The sequence below is a fragment of the Bacillus sp. COPE52 genome (genome assembly GCF_003355115.1).
Taxonomy (GTDB): Bacteria; Bacillota; Bacilli; order Bacillales; family Bacillaceae_G; genus Bacillus_A; species Bacillus_A toyonensis.
The window spans coordinates 2,926,190-2,946,815 of sequence record NZ_CP031292.1; the positions used below are offsets into that span (position 1 = coordinate 2,926,190).

Here is a 20,626-nt window from a genome sequence, read left to right on the forward strand (position 1 = left end):
CTCTATGTTAAGTAATTTACTATTTTAAAAAGCTGAAGAAGGCGCTAAAATAGCGCCTTCTTCAGCTTTTTATATTTTTTTATATTTTTTTAAATACTTGCTGTAGCTGCTATGCTATGAACACAGGAAATAAACTCATAAGTGAATGCGTCAATTTCCTCTTTCGTAATAATATACGGCGGAAGTAATCGAATAATATTCCCTTGTGTTACATCGACTAACATTCCTTTATTCATTAACTCAATCTGTAATTTCTTCACATTTTCATTCGTGTCATTCACACTTATCCCAAACATCATCCCCGCATGACGCACTTCCTGAATATAATAAGAATTTTCTTTCTGAATGTCTTGCAGTTTATCATTCAAATATAGTGACGTTTCATAAGCTTCTTGCATTAACCCATCATCAAGTAATGTATTTAATACCGTTAAACCTAAAGCTGTTCCCATTGATGAATGAGCAAATGTTGTGCCATGATCTCCTGGTGAAAATACATCGCATAGCTTTTCACCTACAATAATTCCCCCTAGCGGTATCCCTCCTCCTGCGCCTTTACCAATTTGAATAATATCCGGTGTAATATTAGAATTTTGATAAGCGAACAATTTCCCCGTTCTACCCATACCACTTTGTACTTCATCAACGATAAGCAGCACATTATACTTATCACAAAGATGTTGAATACCATATAAATATTCACTTGATAAAGGATATATCCCGCCACTTCCTAATACAGGCTCTAACATAATTGCAATAGGCTTTTTATTTAAAATTGTTTCTTCTAATTGCTCTATATTCTCACGCTCTACTTCGTATACAGGAATAGATGTTTTAGGGAAACTTTGATATACATTTTCTTGTCTCGTAAAATGAAGTGCCCCTAACGTTCGCCCGTGGAAACTACCTTTGAGCACAACGACACCTTCTCGCTCTTCATTCGTAATAAATCTATATTTATCAATTAATTTCAACGTTGTTTCTGTCGCTTCCGTACCAGAGTTTGTAAAAAATACTTTGCCGTTTTTTAAAGAGTACTCAACTAATTTCTTTGCATATTCAATCGCAACTGGGTTTAAAAAGTGAAATGGAAGATGCAACGATTTCGTAACTTGCTCCATTGTCGTTTGCACAATTTTAGGATGATTGTATCCTAATACGTTTACTCCTACGCCAGAAAACATATCTAAATACTCTTTTCCATTCACATCATACAGTTGACAACCTTCTCCTCTTTCTATTGCAACCTCCGTACGGCAATACGTAGGCATCATATATTCTTTATCTAATTGAAACCAATCCGACATGTTCATTTCCTCCTAGTTATTTTTACCATTTTTTTAATGACCATTATCTATAAAGTTATTTATCAATTAATTTTTAAGATTAAAATTTTAATAGTGTGTTTTCTCTTTCCGATATTCATTTTTCCATAATTTCTTCTATTTCAACAGGTCCACTCTATATGCGTTTTTTTCATCTAGCGGTATGTTACTACTTTGAACTTTGTATGTAATACATAATCAAGGCTATAGAATCATATTTAGTAACAATCGAAGAAAAAATTTGGAGGCTATATCGATGAATGAAAAATATAATAAAAAGAGGCAACCCTTATTAGGAGAAGACCTTAATCAAAATCGAGAACTTAATGAACAAGCTACACTTCACTCTCAAACAGTCGGTTCACGTGGACCTGTTCTCAAGCAAGATAGTGTACTGCATGAAACGTTACAAGAATTTATACATGAAAAAATTGTAGAAAGACCTGTTCATGTAAAAGGTTTTGGGGCATTCGGTTATTTTCAAACGATCTATCCGATGTTTGAACATACAAAGCTAAGTTTTTTACAACATTCTAATGAGAAAGTTCCTGTTATGGTACGGTTTTCGTTAGCTGTTAGTACGAAAGGAACACCAGATACTTCTAGAAATGTACGCGGCTTTTCCACAAAATTTTATACAAAAGAAGGCGTTTTCGATCTTTTATGTAATCACATTCCTGTCTTTTCCGTTCGTGATCCGATGCATTTCCCTGAAACGATTAAAGCGTTGTTGCCTTCACCTAAAAATAACTTAATAGATCCGGATAGATTTTGGAATTTTGTCGCTAAAGCACCCGAATCCATTCATTTTGTTGTCCGTTTATACTCTAATGTCGGTACGGTAAAAAGTCTTCGTCACATCCCAGGACATAGTGTAAATACATACGTTTGGAGAAATGCTGAAGGCAATCGAAAGTACGTAAAGTATCATTGGTATCCTTTTGAAGGTGTACAATTCATTACTAGTAAGGAAGCTACTAAACTAGCTGCTGAAAATCCAGATTATAGTGGGAAAGATTTATATGATGCAATTGAGGCTGGTAAATCAGTGGAGTATGGTTTATATGTCCAGCTCATGGATCCAAAAGATGAAGTACATCTTTCTTATGATCCGCTAGATGATACAAAAGTATGGGATGAAAAGATGTACCCTCTTATACCAGTCGGTAAAATGGTATTAAATAAAAACCCTGAAAATTATATGGAACAAGTAGAAAAAGTCGCCTTCTCCCCTTCTAATTTACTAGATGGTGCAGAACTATCTGATGATAAAATGTTGCAAGGGCGTGCTAACATTTATAGCGATTCTCAAAGAAGAAGAATTGGACCCGAATTTCGAAAATTAGCGATTAACCAACAGCAAAATTGGACACCTGCTAATCAAATAACAAGCGGTGATGGAAGGTATGTTGAAGGTAAACTTGAAAGAGCTCCTATAACGAAACAGGATGACTTTACGCAGGCTGGTGAATTTTATACGAAGTTACAGCCGATAGAAAAAGAATATCTTGCTGAAAACTTAGCTAATGATTTGAAAGGTATATCTGATGATATTAAAAAGTTGGTTATGGGATATTTCGATAAGGTATCAACTAATTTGAAAGCAAGCATTGAGGCTAAAATGAAAGAGCATTAAGAAGATGAATTCATACATGGTTTACGAGCAGAAATTCAAATTTATATGCATTGTTTTCTTTTCAAAACCAAGTGAAGTTATGAAAATTAAAAAAATCTAAAATACATATACCCCCGTTCTCAAATTAAAACGGGGTATATGTAAAGTAGTTTAATATTTAATATTACATGCTTTACTTCGCTAAAAAATACAACTAGCAGTCTCTTAAACTAGCTATAGTAAACTATTTTACTTCCACTGTATAATTCCCTGTTCCCCCGCCATATTTATATACACTTAAATAATATTTTCCTGGCTTCGCATTATAATTTCCAAGCAATTTGTTTCCATCACGTTTTGTTGCGTAAGTTACGTAATTGTTTAGATCTGATTCAGAATATAATACCCAGTTTAGTCCAATGTTTTGTTCGTTCGTAACAGAAATCTGTAAATCTTTTTGATCCTTTACATCGATAACAAATTTATCCCCCTGATCTTGATCACTTAAGTTTCCTCTTAATAACGTATTTAAAGATAGTGGATTAGCTGTTTCAAATGAATTATTCGGCTCTTTTTCTACAGCCGTACCTTCTTCCGTATTTACTCCGCTAAACACAACATCATATTCAAATTGTCCAGCATGATTAACACGGTAATTTATAAAATAAGCAGTCAATGTTTTATATCCAGTCCACTCTTTTCCTGAAATACGTTTCAACATATCATTTGTTGCTTCATTCATTACTTTCCAATCCTCAATCTCTCCTTTTGCTGAACTTCCAGTATATGTCCCCTGTAGTGTAAATGTATTAAAGAATTGTGATTTATTCTTTGTTACTTTCACATCTTTTAATTTCGCTTCATTCGTAATATCTGAAGTAATGTCCGAAAGCGATTTTGGATCATGCTGCGCTAAGTACTCATCTGATACTTGTGGGATTGTATACTTATCGCGATTATCTATAAGCATTTGCATATAAGATTGATATTCTTCATTTAAGTTATTATCTTTGCTTAATGCAGAACGGTATGCGTCGTAACTTGAAACATCATTTGCACGAATTAAATCATGCACTTTATCGAACATTTCAGGACGTTTATTATACATATATGATTGCAATGCAAACGAATAGTTATAAAAATCCCACGTTCCATATTTTGCATTTAATGTTTGTGATGCTGTATAACGTTTTGCAGGATCATTAGATAACCCACCAATTATACTTTTTCGCGGTACTACACTATTTAATCGCGTTGAACCTGCAAAGAACTCTGCATTTCCTTCTTCAAACCATGTTAAACGTTCATTTTGATACATTTCCCCTTGGCCCCATAATCCCTGAACCTCGTACCTTCCTTGTAAGTAGTGTGTAAATTCATGGCGGAACAATTCTTCCAAACTATAAATACTTTGCTCTGGTGTACGTTCATATGTAAAGAAAGTTCCCGTTCCTTCAATGTACATTCCACCATTATTCGTTTCATATCCGTACAGTTGACGATTAAATTGATACTCATCTGGACTATTATAAATAACCATCGTTAGCACATCATCCGCATGTCCATTTTCAAGTGGTTTATCGCTACCAACTGTACGATAAAATTGAGAACGTACTTCTTTCGCTGCCCAGTATAGTCGCTTAATTTTCTCTTCACTAACCTTATCCCCAGCTTTAAAGACAATTGCTCCATCATCAAACGTATATGTTTTCGGTAAATATTTCTTTTTACCATCGTCTCGAATTTGATCTAAATTTATTGTTTTTCCGTTCGCATCTACTCCTCCGTAATTTGTAGTAATTTGTTCTGCCGCAACAAAGTATTGCTCTCCTAAATATGGATAAATTCGCATTGCGTCTGTAACAACTTGCTGTCCTTTTGTCGGCGTACTATGAAGCTTGCCCAATCGGCCAGCATAGTAAATTCCGTTATTAATTAACCATCCATTTTTATCTGTTACAGTACCAATTAGTGCGAAACGACTTACTTCATTAATAAAGTTATCGATATTTCGATACCACATCGTATCTTTCGGCTCTTTTCCAGTCGTGTACATATCCGTCTGAATATCAAAATCAATTCCCTTCATCAACTCATATATTGCGTCTCCTTTTGTTCGGTCTTCAATGAAAGTTGCAAGATTATCGTTATATTGTTTAAAAATTTCACCTGCATATAAAACCGTTTCAACATCAGCCGATGCATTTCCAATTAATTTTCCATATGATGAAATAACTTTATTTTGTTCCGATGTACCAAGTTTGAAATTTGGATTTTTTGCAATTGTTTTTAAAGCCGGTAAACATTTATCATGGTAGCTACGCTCATTTAGTTTGCTTAATTCATCATGGTAAAAACCTAAATAAAATGCTGCACGTAGAGCTTCTACTAATGTTTCAATCCCTTTTGAATCATCTTTCGTATAAGCTTGTCCTTGTTCTGCTAGTTTATTAATAATCGCTTGCATTCGACTATCATCTTGATAGAATTTAAGACTATCACTATTAAACTGAAATAATTCTGGAATTTGATACCATTTAATTGTCACAAGAAGATCAGTTAATTGTTTGTTATTTAATTGATTTAACTCAGCCATCGAATACTTTTTTTCTTCAGCTAACGGTTTAATATTATCGGTTGGTGCTAGTGGACGCTGCGATAAATCCGCTAATTTTAACCGTTTTGTAAAAGATGCATTTTCTTGTACTTTTGAAGGATGCGCCAATTCATCAACAGATTTCTGTATTCCTACCGGCTCCATTTGTAATACGTTCTTCACATTTTTCTCTTTTGTCTCTGCTTGAATTTGCAAACCATTACATGTTATTGTCACTAGTCCAACACCAAGAATCCACTTAGAAATTTTCGAATATTTAACCATACCATTGCCCCCTAATAATTTAAAAGAAAATTCTGAATTTTAAAATCAAAAAAACCACTTATTTGTATGTATTTACAGTTCCGCTATAAATACAACTATGATCAATAATGCAATAGTAGCTTGTTTTATACTATTACGAGTACAGATTCCTTACATACAATCTCCCTTCCTTACATGTAATACATGCAAAAACTGTGCCAATCATATTTCTTATGAATAGCCAACATTCTTTTATAAATACTGTAGAATAAAATATACATAGGTGGTTCGACAATGTATAAATCATTTGACACAAAATCTAATTTTTATGAAGAACAAGTTCATTAAATGTTATAAGTTCATTAGCAAGTACATAATTTTCAACTAACAATATCGCAAATTTTTAAATCTCTCAAAAAAGGTAAACAAACATATTCCATAAAGCTAATATGTTTGTTTACCTTTTCCGATTTCAAATCAACAGCAAGATATCGTTGAATAAAAGCAGCATTAATACGTATTTTGTTATTCATTTCTCTTTTTCATATAATCTTTTTCACATTGTAACGGTTTGAATTTCACTTTTTTCCCTTTCTTCTTTTTCGTTTTTATAACGAGCCATTCCCCTTTTTCAACGTCTAGTTTTAGGCGTTTCATTACATTGATATTATCGTTTTCTTTATAAAGTAAAAATGCCTCTTGCGCCCTTACAAATAAGCTCGGCTGCTCGCTAAATCCACCACTATCATAAATTTTAGTTAGCGAATTATAATAAGAATCATTTTCCTTTCCACCATACATCAAATGGGCAGCCTCCAAATCTCTTTTACTTACTTCCCAAAAACTATGTTCATCAATATTTAAATTAAATGTGGATTTAATGTCCTGTATTATATTCTTCACATACTTTTCATCTCGAATTTTCCTTTCTTCGAGACAATCCGAAGATAACCTTGGTGTATCTGATTGGGAATGTACAACGTGTTGTATCGATATACACAGAATAAATATGCTTAAAATGTAAAATATTTTTTTCATATTTACATATCACCTCAAATGATTTAGATACTATATTATTTGAGGCTTACAATATTCTTATGCTAATAATAAGAAAGATCCTATAAAATAAAATTTTTATAGGATCTTTCCTTTTAATATTGCTTTATCAAATTCACGGGCTGGGCAACTACCTTACTACTTTTCACATCATATAATCCTATAGGTGTTACTCGTATAAACGGCAAGTGCGTCGCAGAAAAGAACAAAATGGTAAATGCTGGATCATCATACACGTAGCCACGCTCTTGTAGTAATTTCACCATCTTTTTCTCTTCCTGTATTAATTCACTCATTTTTAAATCGGACATAATCCCGAGCAACGGTAATGCAATTTCGTGTAACACTTCATTGTTTTCTGCTATGACCATTCCACCACCGAGCTCTTTTACTCTATGAAAAGCTGTAAGCATATCTTCTTTCCTTTTTCCGATAAGAATAATGTCACCTGTACCAGAATAAGAACTTGCAAGACCTCCTAATTCATTTACAAAACCTTTCACAACTGTATTCACTCGCCAAGTACCATCGCGGGCAATCATCATTAGGAAACATTCATCATGTTCCATGGAAAGTTCATCACAGTCTAAGTCGATTTCGCTAACATATGGTTTTGTTATAACATTGTTTAACAAGTGTATACCCGTTTTATTAGAAAAAATCATATGTTCTTTTTCTATAGACCAGTCTAATGATAATGGGGTTACTTTAAATTCACTCCAGTTTATATGTAATGATTTATTTTTGTTTACTCCGTCACGCTTCACCCATTTTCCCTTTGCAATTACACTAATTGGCACCGGATTTTCTTTACTTTCCAAAATATTAATATTGGCGATTCTCCCTGTCGCAATGGAGCCATGTAAATGCTCCATATTATAATAACGAGCAATGTTATAACTTGCCATATGGTAAGCATCTATTGCCGGAATTCCTTGCTCAATCGCTATTTCTATCAATCTATTCGTCATTCCGTTTTCATAAAATGACGGATGTGAACCATCTGTTGTAAAAATGAATCTATCAAATTGCTTAACACCTAATTCTAGTAATTCTTTCAATAAAACTTTTAAATCTGGACGAATCGAAGAATTTCTAAGAGAAACAGTGTAGCCTTGCAAAAGGCGCGTGAAAGCTTCCTGTCCTGTCATCGCTTCATGATCACAATCTGTACCTAACAGTTTTAACTTCGCTAAAGTCGTTTCAGATGCCCCCGGAAAATGTCCTTCTACTTTTTTCTGTAACCGCTTCGTTTCCTGCACCCAATTTAACATTTCATCATCGCCATGTAATAGTTTCGGCCATGCTGTTAACTCGCCACCTTGAAGAACTGCGTCATGCTTTAGCCACTCTATTATTTCTTCACTATTAAATAAAGATTCCCCATTTTGCAGCTCAGTTTGCCCATCAAAACGACACCACCAATACATACTTGCCGGAACCTTTTTAAATTCATCTAATAAACGAAATGCTTCTTCACGTTGTAATGTGAAAAATAAAGTTAAATTATCATTAATAAAAGTTGTCGTCCCAAATTGCATCGCATGATTCGCTAACGTCTCTGGATTATACAATTGATATGGATGCACATGCGGTTCGATGTAACTAGGAACTATATGCTTTCCATCGCAATCAATCACTTCACATTCACTTAGTTGCTCTGGCAATTTTTCTCCTACATATACAATGCGGTCATCATAGATCCAAATATTCGCTTTCATCCACTCACGCATATACGAATTTAAATATGTTGCATTCCTTAATAAAATGTGTGGACTTCTTTTACTATCTAATACTTCAACATGTTCTCGTAATTGCTTGTTAGTCCATTTAAAATGATTTTGTTCCATTGTATTCAACTCCAAATCAACTCATAATTATTTTGATTAAAACGAGAAATATTTAACTAACTAAAGTATTTTCTATGCATAACTCCCCTATTGATGCCCCTATACCCTTCATTATATGGAATGATTCCAAAAATAACAATTTTCAGAATCATACACATATCTCTTTTATCCAAAATAAAAAGAATGTCATGTAACTGACATCCTTTTTATTTTTATCGTAAGCTATACGATTGATTTTCACTTTGAAATACACTTGATGCCCTATCATAAATGCTACTACTGTCCATAGTTGCGCATTTTACAAAGTACCTCTTTTATATACAACTATAACAAAATTCCATTCATTTTCTTTTCATTTATTTATTAAATTCAATTTGCATCATTTTATTAAACTGCGAAACAATATCGACCTCATCTAAAGAGTTAATACTGACAGCCAATGTATGTTTACCACCAATTACTCCGCCAGCAAAAGTTGTAAATCCGGGAATTCCTCCTCCGTGACCCCAAACTGAAACACTGTTTGGAAGTTTAGTCTCATAGATTCCAAGACCATACCCATCACCAACCGCTTTTCCTTCTACAGGAACTGTAGTAAGCATTTCTTTTAGCTCTCGTTCCTTCAATAACTTACCACTGAGTAAAGATGAAAAGAATTTATTTAAATCATCCGCATTAGAAATCATATCTCCAGCTGAATTAGCTAAACTCGGATTATAATACGTAATGTCTTTCAACTCGCTCGTTCCTTCGGTTTTCACATACCCACGAGCATGATTCTTTCCTGGGATGACAGGTGAATTACCTGGTAAAAACGTATTTGACAAGTCCAAAGGTTCAATAATTCGCTTTTCGATTTCTTCCGCATAACTATTACCAGTTATTTTTTCAATAAGCATTCCTAGTATTACGTATCCTGTGTTTGAATACGACCAGCCTTTACCTGGCGAAAAATCCGGAGGCAGCGCAAGTCCTATTTTCACTATTTCTTCTGCTGTATACGTTTTTTTCGAATTCATTATGTCAGCATCTTTTGACTTCAAATATTCAGCTATACCACTTGTATGATTCAAAAGTTGGCGTATCGTAATTTGATTACCATCATACCCATTTCCTTGAATGAGGCCCGGTAGCCACTTTTCAATTGAATCGTCAAGTTGTACGCGATTTTCTCCAACTAATTGCAGAACAGTCGTGGCAGTAAAAGTTTTCGTCACACTACCAATCCGAAAGCGATAATCTGATTTCACCGGTTTCTTTGTACTTAGATCTGCTACGCCAGCAGTATAACTACTCGTTTTTCCGTTGTTAGACGCCTTAGCTAATATTCCTACAGCACCAAGCTGTACTGTTTCCTGCATTACTTGTTTCCAGCCATTACGATTCTTTTGATCATGTACTTGTGACGAACTAGAAATATTTTGAGTTGACTCTGCAGTCACAGTAAAACCAGGTGTGAATAGAGCAGTACCCGCTAATAAAACTGCAAAACTTGCTAACTTAATTGAATTACATTTTTTCATAAGGCTTTCTCTCCTCCATTAATATCGGATTGATTCAAGCTATACTTTCATCCTATATGATAAATCTCTCTTTTTTCTTATCCATTCCTTACGAAATACTTACGTTTAAATTTAAATACGGTAAACTGAGGAAGAGTTATGCATGCAAATAAAAAGAGAACATGTTTTCATTTTTTATGTAAACATGTTCTCTTAAACATTTAAAATTCTATATCAACTTTTCATCCTATTCTTTACACAACTAATTTATATTCCTTTTTACCAGCCCGCACTAGCATTCATACCATTTCCAATAATAGAAAGTAATAGCGGCCATAATACTGGTCCCAATGTAAGAAATACATTTAGAAGTATGAGCATTCTATATCTACCGGTGAAATTATGATTTTTACGATTAACAAATACGAGACTAACTAATGATATTATGGTCGTTAAAAATAACACTAACATTACCAACCAATACCACACCATTAAACTGAGACTCCACGGTGTTAATAGCTCGTGTATGATACAAAACGAGATTCCTAATACAGAAAAACTAAAACTAGTCACCGCTGTTTTTATAAGCCATTTATTTATTTTTTTATCGTATGTATTTTTACAATATAAATCTATTAAAGTATATAAAGATAAATATGCCATTAATACACCTATCCAAGACAATAACCAGTCTCCGTCCCCTTTGAATAATACGTACAGTAACCAACACATACCTACTGCAGAAAAAACAAAGGAAATAAGTATGCTTTTTAATACCGATTTCATTACATTTTCACACCCTTAAAAAACTTAAAAATTAATTATAATTTATAAAAATTAAATATAGGTTAACATGTAATGAAGTATAAGTAAATAAAGTTAATTTTGTTTACCTATTTGAATACGGTTTCATATAAGAAAATAATTCATATTAATCAAATTTCCATATAAAAAAGAAAAGGTGGATATTTATGTATCCACCTTCCCATCTCCCTCTACCCACTTCATTATTTCTTCCACATCTAAATCCGTATAAGTCTTTTCACCATAACGAACAGACTCATATAACGAGATAATATCCCTTGTTCTACAAATTCTTTTTAACCATTGTTGCATCGTTTCATAGGACCTTCTCTGTTCATGAAATGGTAATGTTCTTTCCCATTCAACTAACGTTTTTCTTATCTTATCTGTCGGTAACGGCTGTTCTAACTGATGCCTCACTTTCTCGTTCTTTTCGGTTCTTACAGTATTTTCTTTTGTTACCGTTTGTTTCTCTTGTTCTATTTCTGATTTCGTTAACTTTTTCCTAACTGATTTATAAAGAAAATATATAATTATTACTGCAATAACTACATAAAAAGCTACAGTAATCCATGAATTTGAAAGTACTGAGAATATGGCTCCCCATGAACTTTTCCTTTCGAACTCTTTCATTTTTTTACCCGTTGTTGTTCTTATCCCTTTATCTCCTACTTTTTTATCTTCAATAGGTGTCCCATACTCTTCAATATTTTCATAGTTTATTGTTTCTTTATAATTTTTTTCAGATTTTTTCTCACTAAAAAAACGCTCTTTCACTATGCCTTGTACATGCACAACACCTTGCGATAACGCTATCGCACTAATCGAAAAGAAAAGTATAATTATTACTTTTACACTCCAAAACTTCACTTTCGTATGCTGCTTTTTATTCAACATGACATAAGCCCTTTCTTATTCTTTAATTACAATCCATTTATTCGTTCTACTATATTTCTTTGGTGAAGTACCAAGAATTAAAGGAACCGCATCCAATTCCTTAAGACGAAAGCCAGCAGTGTAAAAATAAGAAGACGATACAGGCGTATCTTGGTCCGATATTGAGGCAAGTACCTTTAATATATTTTGCAAATGTTTCCGATTATCCCCATTTTTTATATGTAGCAAACCATTATCTTTTACACTATTAATCCATACTTCAAATGAACAGTTTTGTATGAGAAGCTGTTTACATATGCCCGCCGTTAATTCAATTAGTTCCTCTGTATCATTTCGCAAAGAAACGCCACTTTTATTTTGTAAGTTGAGATAAATTGCATATTTATCTGACTGTGTTCGTTCGTATTTTTTGGCTGTTATCGTCCCTGTTTTCGCGGTTGCACTCCAGTGGATGGAACGAAAATCTTCATTTTCATAAAACTTTACTCCCATTACTTTCGTTTCATCATATAAGGGTGAAGACATCGCTTTTCGAAATCCTCGTGACCATTCTTGTAATTCAGGAACTTGTATTTTCGGAACAGCTGGTAAGACTAAATACGACGGCGTATCAACTTGTTTATATGTTATATGGTTCGTTATAAATCCAAAGAGATCAGTAATAACAATTTCAACTTCTTCCCATTTCGCGATGCCTCTTTTTAACGCTACAGCTTGCAAATCAAATGAAACTGACTCCTTTCCTTTTAAATTAAAATTCATATAATAATTTGAACCTATACTATGATTTTTGTTTATTTCATCATGATTCCAAGTTAGCTTATTTTCACATTTAAATCGAAATACGATATTAAGAATAGGAAATATCGACTTGTTTGAAATTTTCATTTTGCACATATTCGTTTCACCTATAAAAACGTTCGAATTCCCTTGACTGTATTCCCATTCAACACGAGATACTTTACGTATATATACATGCATAGCACCTATTAAAATTACATATAAAAATACGAGAGATAAAAACAGTAGATTACTTGAAAATACACTTAAAATAACGGCTACAACTGACATAACCCCCATTACGAAAGGCTCCGCTAAAGGTGTATACACAAGCTGTTGATTCATCGTACATTCTCCACTGGCACACTAATCGTATGAAGAATTTCTTTCATAATTTGTTCTTTCGTAGTTTTCATCTCTCCCTCAATCGTTAACGTTAAACGATGAGCACAAACTGATGCAGCGAGCGTCTTAATATCATCTGGCGTACAGTAATCTCTTTCATTTAATATTGCCCGTGCTTGAATCGCCCTCATAAATGCCAACGTTCCCCGAGGGCTTACACCAATTTCAATTAACTCATGGTTACGAGTTGCTTCAATAATTTCAAGGAGATAATCTTGCACATCATTCCCTACTAACACTTCTCTTGCACGCTTTTGCATCGTAATAATTTCTTCACTTGAAATAATAGAATGTAACGTTTCTAACGGATCATTCATTTGAAACCGATTCATCATTTCCTTTTCTGCTTCTCTCGTAGGATAACCTTGACGAATCGTAAGTAAAAAACGATCTAGCTGAGCATCAGGTAAAGGAAATGTACCAGCCGATTCAAGAGGATTTTGCGTTGCAATTACTAAAAAAGGTTCTGGTAATGAATGTGTCTGCTTCGCAATTGTAACAGTACGCTCTTCCATAACTTCAAGTAACGAAGATTGTGTTCTCGGTACAGCCCGATTAATTTCATCCACTAATACGATATTTGCAAAAATAGGACCTAACCTCGTTTTAAATTCCGATTCCTTCACATCAAAATATTCAAGACCAATAACATCTCCAGGTAAAGTATCCGCTGTGAATTGAATTCTTTGGAACTTAGCGTCCACACTTTTAGCCAAACTTTTCGCTAATGTTGTTTTCCCCGTCCCAGGTACATCCTCTAATAAAATGTGCCCTCTTGCTATAAGAGCTATAGCTACCAGTTCAATCGATTCATCTTTTCCTATAATAACTTTCGAAATATTATTAGTAATCTTCTTTAATGTACTCATATAGTATCTACCACCTTTTAATTATCTAAAAATTAAGAATATTTTTTCCGAATTATAACATGTAATTCAAATATGAAATAGAGTGAAAATGAATCTTTTATTTTTTCTTCATTGCACGCAAAAAAGCACCTATTGTCGTATATTGACAATGAGGTGCTTAACTCACGTAATTTTCATATTGGGTATTTAACACCTTATATACATTCACTATCTTTCTATTTCACTCCAAATATCACTTTCATTTAAAATCGATTTAATTTCGTCTTTCTCAAAAACTACTAAATAATTATAAGGTAAAGCTAGTACTTGAATAATTGCAGGTTTCATTTTTAATAATTCGTAGGCGTATATGGTCTCTAATTCTCCTGATACTTCTTCATTGATAGGACCTATATACCAACCCGAATCATCTTCATCACAACCACTAGATCTTTGTAAATAAAACTCTTCTTGTTGCAACACGTCTTTCGCTATCACAATCTTATCATTAAATTTTATTAATTCCCCCTCCATATTTAATCGGCGTAAGCAATATGATTGCTCAAGTTGTACCCATAATGCAATCGTTAAGTCTTCCGTCTTATCTTTAAAAGGATTTTTAGTATAATCCCGGGTAATAATTTGATAATACTCTTCATACTTATATAAACTATAAACAGACCATCCAATTTGTATTGAAAATCCATCTATTAATTTATCTTCTACTTTAGATAATAAATTAAATAGTGTTTCTACATGAAAAATTAAAGGTTCTTCTACTTTAGCTTTTATATTTTTATTACCTATATTTTTGATTATTGTTTTCAAATAAATGTTCTCCACTTCTATTGAATTTGCTCACTCAATCTACATTCCTCAACTTGCCTTATATAGACTTTCGTTATAAACAACAATAATATTTCTAATATTAAAACTCTTCTCCCCACACTACTGTATTTCCTATTTCTAACTCGACATAATATTCTCGACCTTCAATTGGATTTTCTCCATTCCAACTACCTTTTCTATGTCGTGCCAACTACTACGTTAAAACTTACGAATTTGTACGAGTTCATTAGTTTAATATACATTCCATCTGTTTATATTCATCCCCCAGTAAAATATCATCTTGCCTAAGCTCGTACTTCTTTTTCTTTTCTATCATTGTACATAGTACTCTATAATGGTTCAACCATCATAGAGTACTGACTTTCAAACACCCTTTCACTTTTTTATTCCACTTAAAGACTCTCTTTTTCACTCTTCATCATCATAAGCATCTCCAAGTGATTCAAATTCACTCTTTAGCCAATACCAATATTGTCCATTGTTCTTAATAAGTTTTTCAAGTAATTCAGTGAATGAAGTTGCGATAACTTGCGTCTCCCCAACTATTCCATGTCGATCAAAGAAACTATCATAACATCTACCTAATCTCTCTTCACTAAGATCTATTGTTAAATATTCACCCTTACCATCATTGCATATAATATACCAATTTGATGAAATATCTTCTTCACATAACTCTCCTACAATTACGGGATTAGCCAAAATAAACTCCTCTGGGGTAACAATATGAATAGGATATTCCTCATTTTCAAATAAAGTTAGACCACCACAAAGACTATAAAATTCTTTTAAATCACCTGGTAGCATATGCTTATTCTTATCAATTATCGGTAATTCTGTAGGCTCCTGAACTCGACAATTAGGTAATGATTTTACTTTTTTAATCAACTGATTAATATTTTCCATCTAAATTACTCCCTAAAATTATATTGATTAAAGGCCCTATAATACTCTTGTCTAGCTAAACGTGGTACATTCGCAGCATCAAACATTTTTTCCGTCAATTCTTGTATTTCTTTTGGTGAAACAGATTTCCAATCTACTTTACCTCCAACCTTTTTCCCTGTTTTTTCAAAGAGTGATTGTCTATAAACAGCTTTAGTAGCATTGTGTTGCTCTTTAGTTAAAGCTAAAGTTGGAGTATTCGCCCCTCTACTAACATAATCAGGGACATTATGTTTAGCCCATACATCCATAACTCCATGATGATTTTCTAATGGTGAATTGCTTGGCCTATACGGTACTATATCGTATGGTTCTGAAGTCTTACCATCTTTAGACTTCGCAAACTTATAATAAGCTTCTATTAATTCGCCTTGGGGTATTTTGGTTACAATAGTTCCACCAACACTAGAGAATGCATAGGAAGCCTCTCTCTTAAATGATTGTAACATTTCAAGCGTTGGCTTCAATTCTTTTGCTAGTTTTACTGCATTAGCAAATGTACTTACTCCACTTGATGCTTTTGCTCCTTTTGCGATATGGCCTATTGAAGATTCAGCTAAACTCTGCTATATGTATATAAACGAATAATACGTTGATGAAGTTACTAACAATCAATTAGATATTATGGATATTTAGATAAAAAAATCCAGTGATAATTCATAATTCGTCTGCGTTTCAACCTCTCGTACATATTTCCTAATTAGTTCTGTATCAATCTTACTTCTAGCTCACTGGATCCATTACCAACATTACCCTTATACCTACTTTAATACAAACTAAAAAATCCACAGTGTAAAAATTTATCACTGTGGATTCCAACATTTATTTTTCTTGGCAATGCACCATATCATAAGGGTAATATGAACTATCTTTCAAGGTTGAGTCATCTAATTTTAAAATTTTAGCGATTGCTCCACTTTCAAAACTCCAGTAACCACTATAAATGTCATGTTTATTTTCATGTGCATCGTACCATGCTTCCTCTAAATGTCCCTTATACCAATACTCCTTTATATATTTCTCTAAATTTTTTATAGAATTCTCTTGTGAAATTTTATTACTCTCAATTACTTCTTTTAATTTGAAATATGGATATTTTACATAAAACTCACTTTGCTCATAAAAATCTGATGGCTCACTATTTCTAAAAGCAATAAAATAATTAATCAAATAATCATTTAATCCTTCTTTCCTTACCATTGCTATTAGTCTATTAAATTCTTTATCTTCAACATTTAGCATTACTGCTATAGATATCATCCATAACATACGTATATATCCACTTTCTTTATTCCACACTTTTTCCATTATATTTATTACTTCAGGTAAAAAATCACGAATAGTTTGAATAGAACAACCCGCAGAGTACATTGCCCTTAATTTATTAAAATGATACCCTTGTAACGCTATATATCCATTCTTTACACCTTTATCATCTTTGCCTCTTTCCTCAATAACCTTTTCAACCAATAATAAAAACTTTTCTATTCTCTTTTCCTCATAATTGATAAATTTGTTAAAATATATATCATTTTTGATTTTATCCCTTAGCATAATTTCTTTTCCACCTTTTATACTTCAAGAATTTTCTTCACAATCGTTCCATCAGGCATAACTTGAATAACAATTCTTTGAACATTTTCTGGATTCAGCAACATCTCTTCCACAATTTGACCAATATCTTTCTCATCTTCACTTATCAAATCATAAACCTACATGAACACCTTCTTTATACAACCAACATAGGTCTGTTCCATAAGGAGCATCAAAAATTTCTAACATAACCGGGGCTATTTTTAATACAGAGTTTGCTCCTAAAACTTGAAAATTTGACAATTTTTATATATCGTGACAGTGACAACTACTATGTTAAAACTTACGAGTTTGTACGATTTCGTTAGTTCCATATACATTCCATGTGTTTATATTCATCGCCTGATAAAATGTCATCTTGCCTAAGCTCGTACTTCTTTTTCAATTCTATCATTGCACATAGTACTCCATGATGGTATTACCATCATGAGTCTTAACTTTTTAACAGCCTATTTTAAATCGCAACGTCTTGATAACCTACTTCAGTTACTTTTTCATTTAACAAACGAATCCCTAGCCCATTTTCTGTATCCCATGTACAATTAAATGTAATTCCAATATCCCGACCGTCAAAAATACCTGCATAGGGAACAACAATCCCATCTAAACTTATCATTTCTAATATTTCATTAGTTGTTTCAACTAATGGATAACTTTCATTTACTTCAATATCATAACCTAGTTCCTGACGCTCTTGTTTGTAATAGTCTAATACTGATTGCAAAAAGCTTTGTTGTAATTGTTCCCAATTTTGCATAAGTGAAGTATATGCTACATATTGTTCTTCATCAAACTTACCATCCTCATCACCTTTTACTATTAGCGCTATCTCGACTTCATGTCCAAAAAAGTTAATGCTAGTATCCTTAGACCACACAAAATCATATTCAAGCTCACCAAAAATCGCATCATTTATTTTCATCTTACTTCTCCTTTTTATTTATTAGCAAATTCTCCCGGCTCAAACGCACCTGCGTTTATCTCACCTACTCCACCAAGATGCCCAAATCTTTTATTTATCTCTGTCGGTACAAGTTGCATTATTTTCACATCATTTACTTCATGCCATGTTAATTGATTTTTTGTTCGATATTTGTCTATGTCTTTCGCGGTAATCCCACCAGGTTCCATTCCAAATTGGCGAGCTAGTTCAACTGAGTCATTTAGCTTATCTGCTAACTTTTGATCTGCTTGAGCAAAATTGTATGTCCTAGCTTATGTACCATAATTACCTTTTCCTCCAAGTATATAGTCAATTTCAATTTGAGCCTTTGATACTGGCGAAAAATCAGGCACTCCATTTTTATATTGAATACCTTTAATGCCAGCCTCATCTAATATACGTTTCAATTTGAGGCCTGGTGGTGGTTTAAGTGTACTTAAAGATTCTCCTCTGATTCCTTCAAATTCAACCTTCGAATTAACTGGTGAAGGTGTCTGATTATACCTTACTTCATAAGAACTAGCAAAATCAGTTTGTCTAAAAACAGGTGGAACTTCAGCCTCTCTATTACCCGTATCCGTACCACCATCTTTAGACTTCGCAAACTTATAATAAGCTTCTATCAATTCGCCTTGAGGTATTTTGGTTACGATAGTTCCACCAACACTAGAGAATGCATAGGAAGCATTTCTCTTAAATAATTGTAACATTTCAAGCGTAGGCTTAAATTCATTTGCTAGTTTTACTGCATTAGCAAATGTACTTACTCCACTTGATACTTTTGCACTGGCCTATTTTATTTAGTGCCTTATCATCCATTAATGAAGTAGCTATTTGCCTTGATCCAAGGAGAGATATAATATTTGTTATTCAAATCCATAAAAAGAAATCAGCACTTATGAATTGTGGTTTCTTTTAACAGATAACTATTTTCCTGTAAGGTTTGTCGCTATATTTGAATATTAATTTACTATCATATTTTTTTGATTCACACATGAAATTTCTCAAAGAATAAAACCTTTTAGTTTACTAAAAAACCTTGAAAGGCACATAGCCAATCAAGGTTAAATAACTACTCAACATTTACTGAAACAAATGTAGTTTCATCACTTGGAAAATCATCAGGAAATGCATTGCATATTAATTTCTTCGTTATTATTTGATATAAAAATTCTATCATCGTAAGTGAGTAAGTATAATTCTTTGGTGATCCCGATTTATATACCACAATTTTCCACTCATCGGGTTTTCCATCTGTTAACCAGTACAATTCGTCACCATTATCAGTGTATGCCCATGGAAGTATCCCCCCACTTGAAGGGTAAACATCATGTTTATAATATTGTGGAAAACTTTTCTTAGATTGTATATATGAATCCATTATTTCCTTCTGCCTACCAAGATAATTTACATTTTCATCGTTTACAAAAGGAGTTAATATCCACAAGAAATTGTCAATACCACCTGTACCATAAGTTTCAATAAATTTTACATAGTCTGTAGGCAGACCCGTACCAAGAATACCGAAAAAATTCCCCATTGTTCTTTATCCCCAGTTTTTTGGCATTGAAAAGCATACTATATAACTGCAATTGAAGCCTATGCGTATGTGAAATACGAGGTACAAAAAAGAATTCGCTTAAATAATAATTTTCAATTGAAATCAACAAAAGAGACCTCAAATGTGAAGTCTCTCTTGTTGATTATTTTCCATAAGTAACTCGCCATTTATTTGTTTATTTTAAGACAGATAACATGGTCCATTCAAATATCTATCCTAAAGAAAACTTTTTCTTCTACAAATTCTTTTCCTGTCGTCATAATCTAGTAGAATAGGTTCAATTAATTCTTATTAATTGCGATAAATTCACTAGGAATCTCATCTACCTCTTATTCTTGCAACCAATTTCGTGCCACTGATGAACACCCTTTACAGGTGTTAAAAACATAGAAAAACCTTGAAAAGCATATATGCCAATCAAGGTCTCAGTTTATATACCACCTATTATTTAGATATTCCACTTTCCCATACTCTTTTTCCGTCAGTTAAAAACACTGCACTTGGCGGATCATCATAGAGAGAAATTTCAACCAATGAACTTTTTTCTTGTATCAACCAATTATATACAATACCTTCGTTAGTAGAAGGTTGAGATAAAATATGATTTACTTGAAATGCTGTTGCATAATATTCTGCGTATGCGGGGTCATCATCATCTAATCCATTGTCTGTCTCATAAAATGTGTCTGTTTTGCCTATAATTCTCAACCCACTGTTCCACTCTAATATGATTTCTACACCTTCATGCTCTGTTAATGTTTTAAATAAAGAATCTGCTTCCATAGACATCCTC

General features: G+C 33.1%; 16 protein-coding genes and 3 pseudogenes. 1 reads left to right on the plus strand and 18 read right to left on the minus strand.

The features are described 5' to 3' along the window. Window positions 1-89 precede the first annotated feature (89 nt). A complete protein-coding gene (locus DPQ31_RS14655) occupies window positions 90-1,307 on the minus strand; it encodes an aspartate aminotransferase family protein (RefSeq protein WP_098711501.1) in 1,218 nt (405 codons plus the stop codon). A 274-nt stretch (window positions 1,308-1,581) separates the two neighbouring features. On the opposite strand from DPQ31_RS14655, the gene DPQ31_RS14660 reads away from it, so the two are divergent. After that, complete coding sequence (locus DPQ31_RS14660) at window positions 1,582-2,961, plus strand: catalase (RefSeq protein ID WP_097959904.1); 1,380 nt, start codon at window positions 1,582-1,584, stop codon at window positions 2,959-2,961. 223 nt (window positions 2,962-3,184) lie between these two features. On the opposite strand, the gene colA is transcribed toward DPQ31_RS14660, so the two are convergent. The 17 genes and pseudogenes from colA to DPQ31_RS14750 form a co-directional block, all read right to left on the minus strand. Continuing rightward, on the minus strand, window positions 3,185-5,821 hold the full coding sequence (gene colA / locus DPQ31_RS14665; RefSeq protein WP_208730566.1) for a collagenase: 2,637 nt from the start codon (window positions 5,819-5,821) through the stop codon (window positions 3,185-3,187). Window positions 5,822-6,325: 504 nt separating this feature from the next. Further along, entirely contained in the window at window positions 6,326-6,838 is a 513-nt protein-coding gene (locus DPQ31_RS14670) for a hypothetical protein (RefSeq protein WP_208730567.1), read from the minus strand. Between the two features lie 113 nt (window positions 6,839-6,951). Beyond that, window positions 6,952-8,706: an adenine deaminase C-terminal domain-containing protein gene (locus DPQ31_RS14675; protein WP_208730568.1), complete on the minus strand. Its 1,755-nt coding sequence runs from the start codon at window positions 8,704-8,706 to the stop codon at window positions 6,952-6,954. A 356-nt stretch (window positions 8,707-9,062) separates the two neighbouring features. Further along, a complete protein-coding gene (locus DPQ31_RS14680) occupies window positions 9,063-10,229 on the minus strand; it encodes a serine hydrolase domain-containing protein (RefSeq protein ID WP_199631312.1) in 1,167 nt (388 codons plus the stop codon). 258 nt (window positions 10,230-10,487) lie between these two features. Then, the gene (locus tag DPQ31_RS14685; protein ID WP_208730569.1) at window positions 10,488-10,994 is read right to left on the minus strand and encodes a DUF3902 family protein; all 507 of its coding nucleotides are present in this window, start codon (window positions 10,992-10,994) and stop codon (window positions 10,488-10,490) included. Window positions 10,995-11,177: 183 nt separating this feature from the next. Further along, entirely contained in the window at window positions 11,178-11,909 is a 732-nt protein-coding gene (locus DPQ31_RS14690) for a signal peptidase II (protein ID WP_199631313.1), read from the minus strand. 15 nt (window positions 11,910-11,924) lie between these two features. Then, window positions 11,925-13,034 carry a DUF58 domain-containing protein gene (locus DPQ31_RS14695; protein WP_098911292.1) on the minus strand — a complete coding sequence of 370 codons (1,110 nt, stop codon included), beginning with the start codon at window positions 13,032-13,034 and terminating at the stop codon, window positions 11,925-11,927. Beyond that, on the minus strand, window positions 13,031-13,963 hold the full coding sequence (locus tag DPQ31_RS14700) for an AAA family ATPase (protein ID WP_098911291.1): 933 nt from the start codon (window positions 13,961-13,963) through the stop codon (window positions 13,031-13,033). The genes DPQ31_RS14695 and DPQ31_RS14700 overlap by 4 nt, the downstream gene beginning before the upstream one ends. 207 nt (window positions 13,964-14,170) lie before the next feature. Further along, the gene (locus tag DPQ31_RS14705) at window positions 14,171-14,770 is read right to left on the minus strand and encodes an immunity protein Imm33 domain-containing protein (protein ID WP_208730570.1); all 600 of its coding nucleotides are present in this window, start codon (window positions 14,768-14,770) and stop codon (window positions 14,171-14,173) included. A gap of 429 nt (window positions 14,771-15,199) precedes the next feature. Continuing rightward, on the minus strand, window positions 15,200-15,697 hold the full coding sequence (locus DPQ31_RS14710; protein ID WP_208730571.1) for an SMI1/KNR4 family protein: 498 nt from the start codon (window positions 15,695-15,697) through the stop codon (window positions 15,200-15,202). Between the two features lie 5 nt (window positions 15,698-15,702). Continuing rightward, window positions 15,703-16,083 (minus strand): annotated as a pseudogene (locus DPQ31_RS14715) (sugar-binding protein); the annotation flags it as partial. Window positions 16,084-16,558: 475 nt separating this feature from the next. Beyond that, on the minus strand, window positions 16,559-17,290 hold the full coding sequence (locus DPQ31_RS14720) for a PoNe immunity protein domain-containing protein (RefSeq protein WP_079245693.1): 732 nt from the start codon (window positions 17,288-17,290) through the stop codon (window positions 16,559-16,561). Between the two features lie 107 nt (window positions 17,291-17,397). Beyond that, a pseudogene (locus tag DPQ31_RS29700) lies at window positions 17,398-17,569 on the minus strand (DUF2185 domain-containing protein); the annotation flags it as partial. A gap of 214 nt (window positions 17,570-17,783) precedes the next feature. Further along, the gene (locus DPQ31_RS14730; RefSeq protein ID WP_098911287.1) at window positions 17,784-18,251 is read right to left on the minus strand and encodes a DUF6985 domain-containing protein; all 468 of its coding nucleotides are present in this window, start codon (window positions 18,249-18,251) and stop codon (window positions 17,784-17,786) included. 14 nt (window positions 18,252-18,265) lie between these two features. Beyond that, window positions 18,266-19,118 (minus strand): annotated as a pseudogene (locus DPQ31_RS29360) (HNH endonuclease); the annotation flags it as partial. Between the two features lie 226 nt (window positions 19,119-19,344). Further along, the gene (locus DPQ31_RS14745) at window positions 19,345-19,812 is read right to left on the minus strand and encodes an SMI1/KNR4 family protein (protein WP_242475974.1); all 468 of its coding nucleotides are present in this window, start codon (window positions 19,810-19,812) and stop codon (window positions 19,345-19,347) included. A gap of 465 nt (window positions 19,813-20,277) precedes the next feature. Further along, on the minus strand, window positions 20,278-20,616 hold the full coding sequence (locus DPQ31_RS14750; RefSeq protein ID WP_142345838.1) for a hypothetical protein: 339 nt from the start codon (window positions 20,614-20,616) through the stop codon (window positions 20,278-20,280). Window positions 20,617-20,626: the final 10 nt, after the last annotated feature.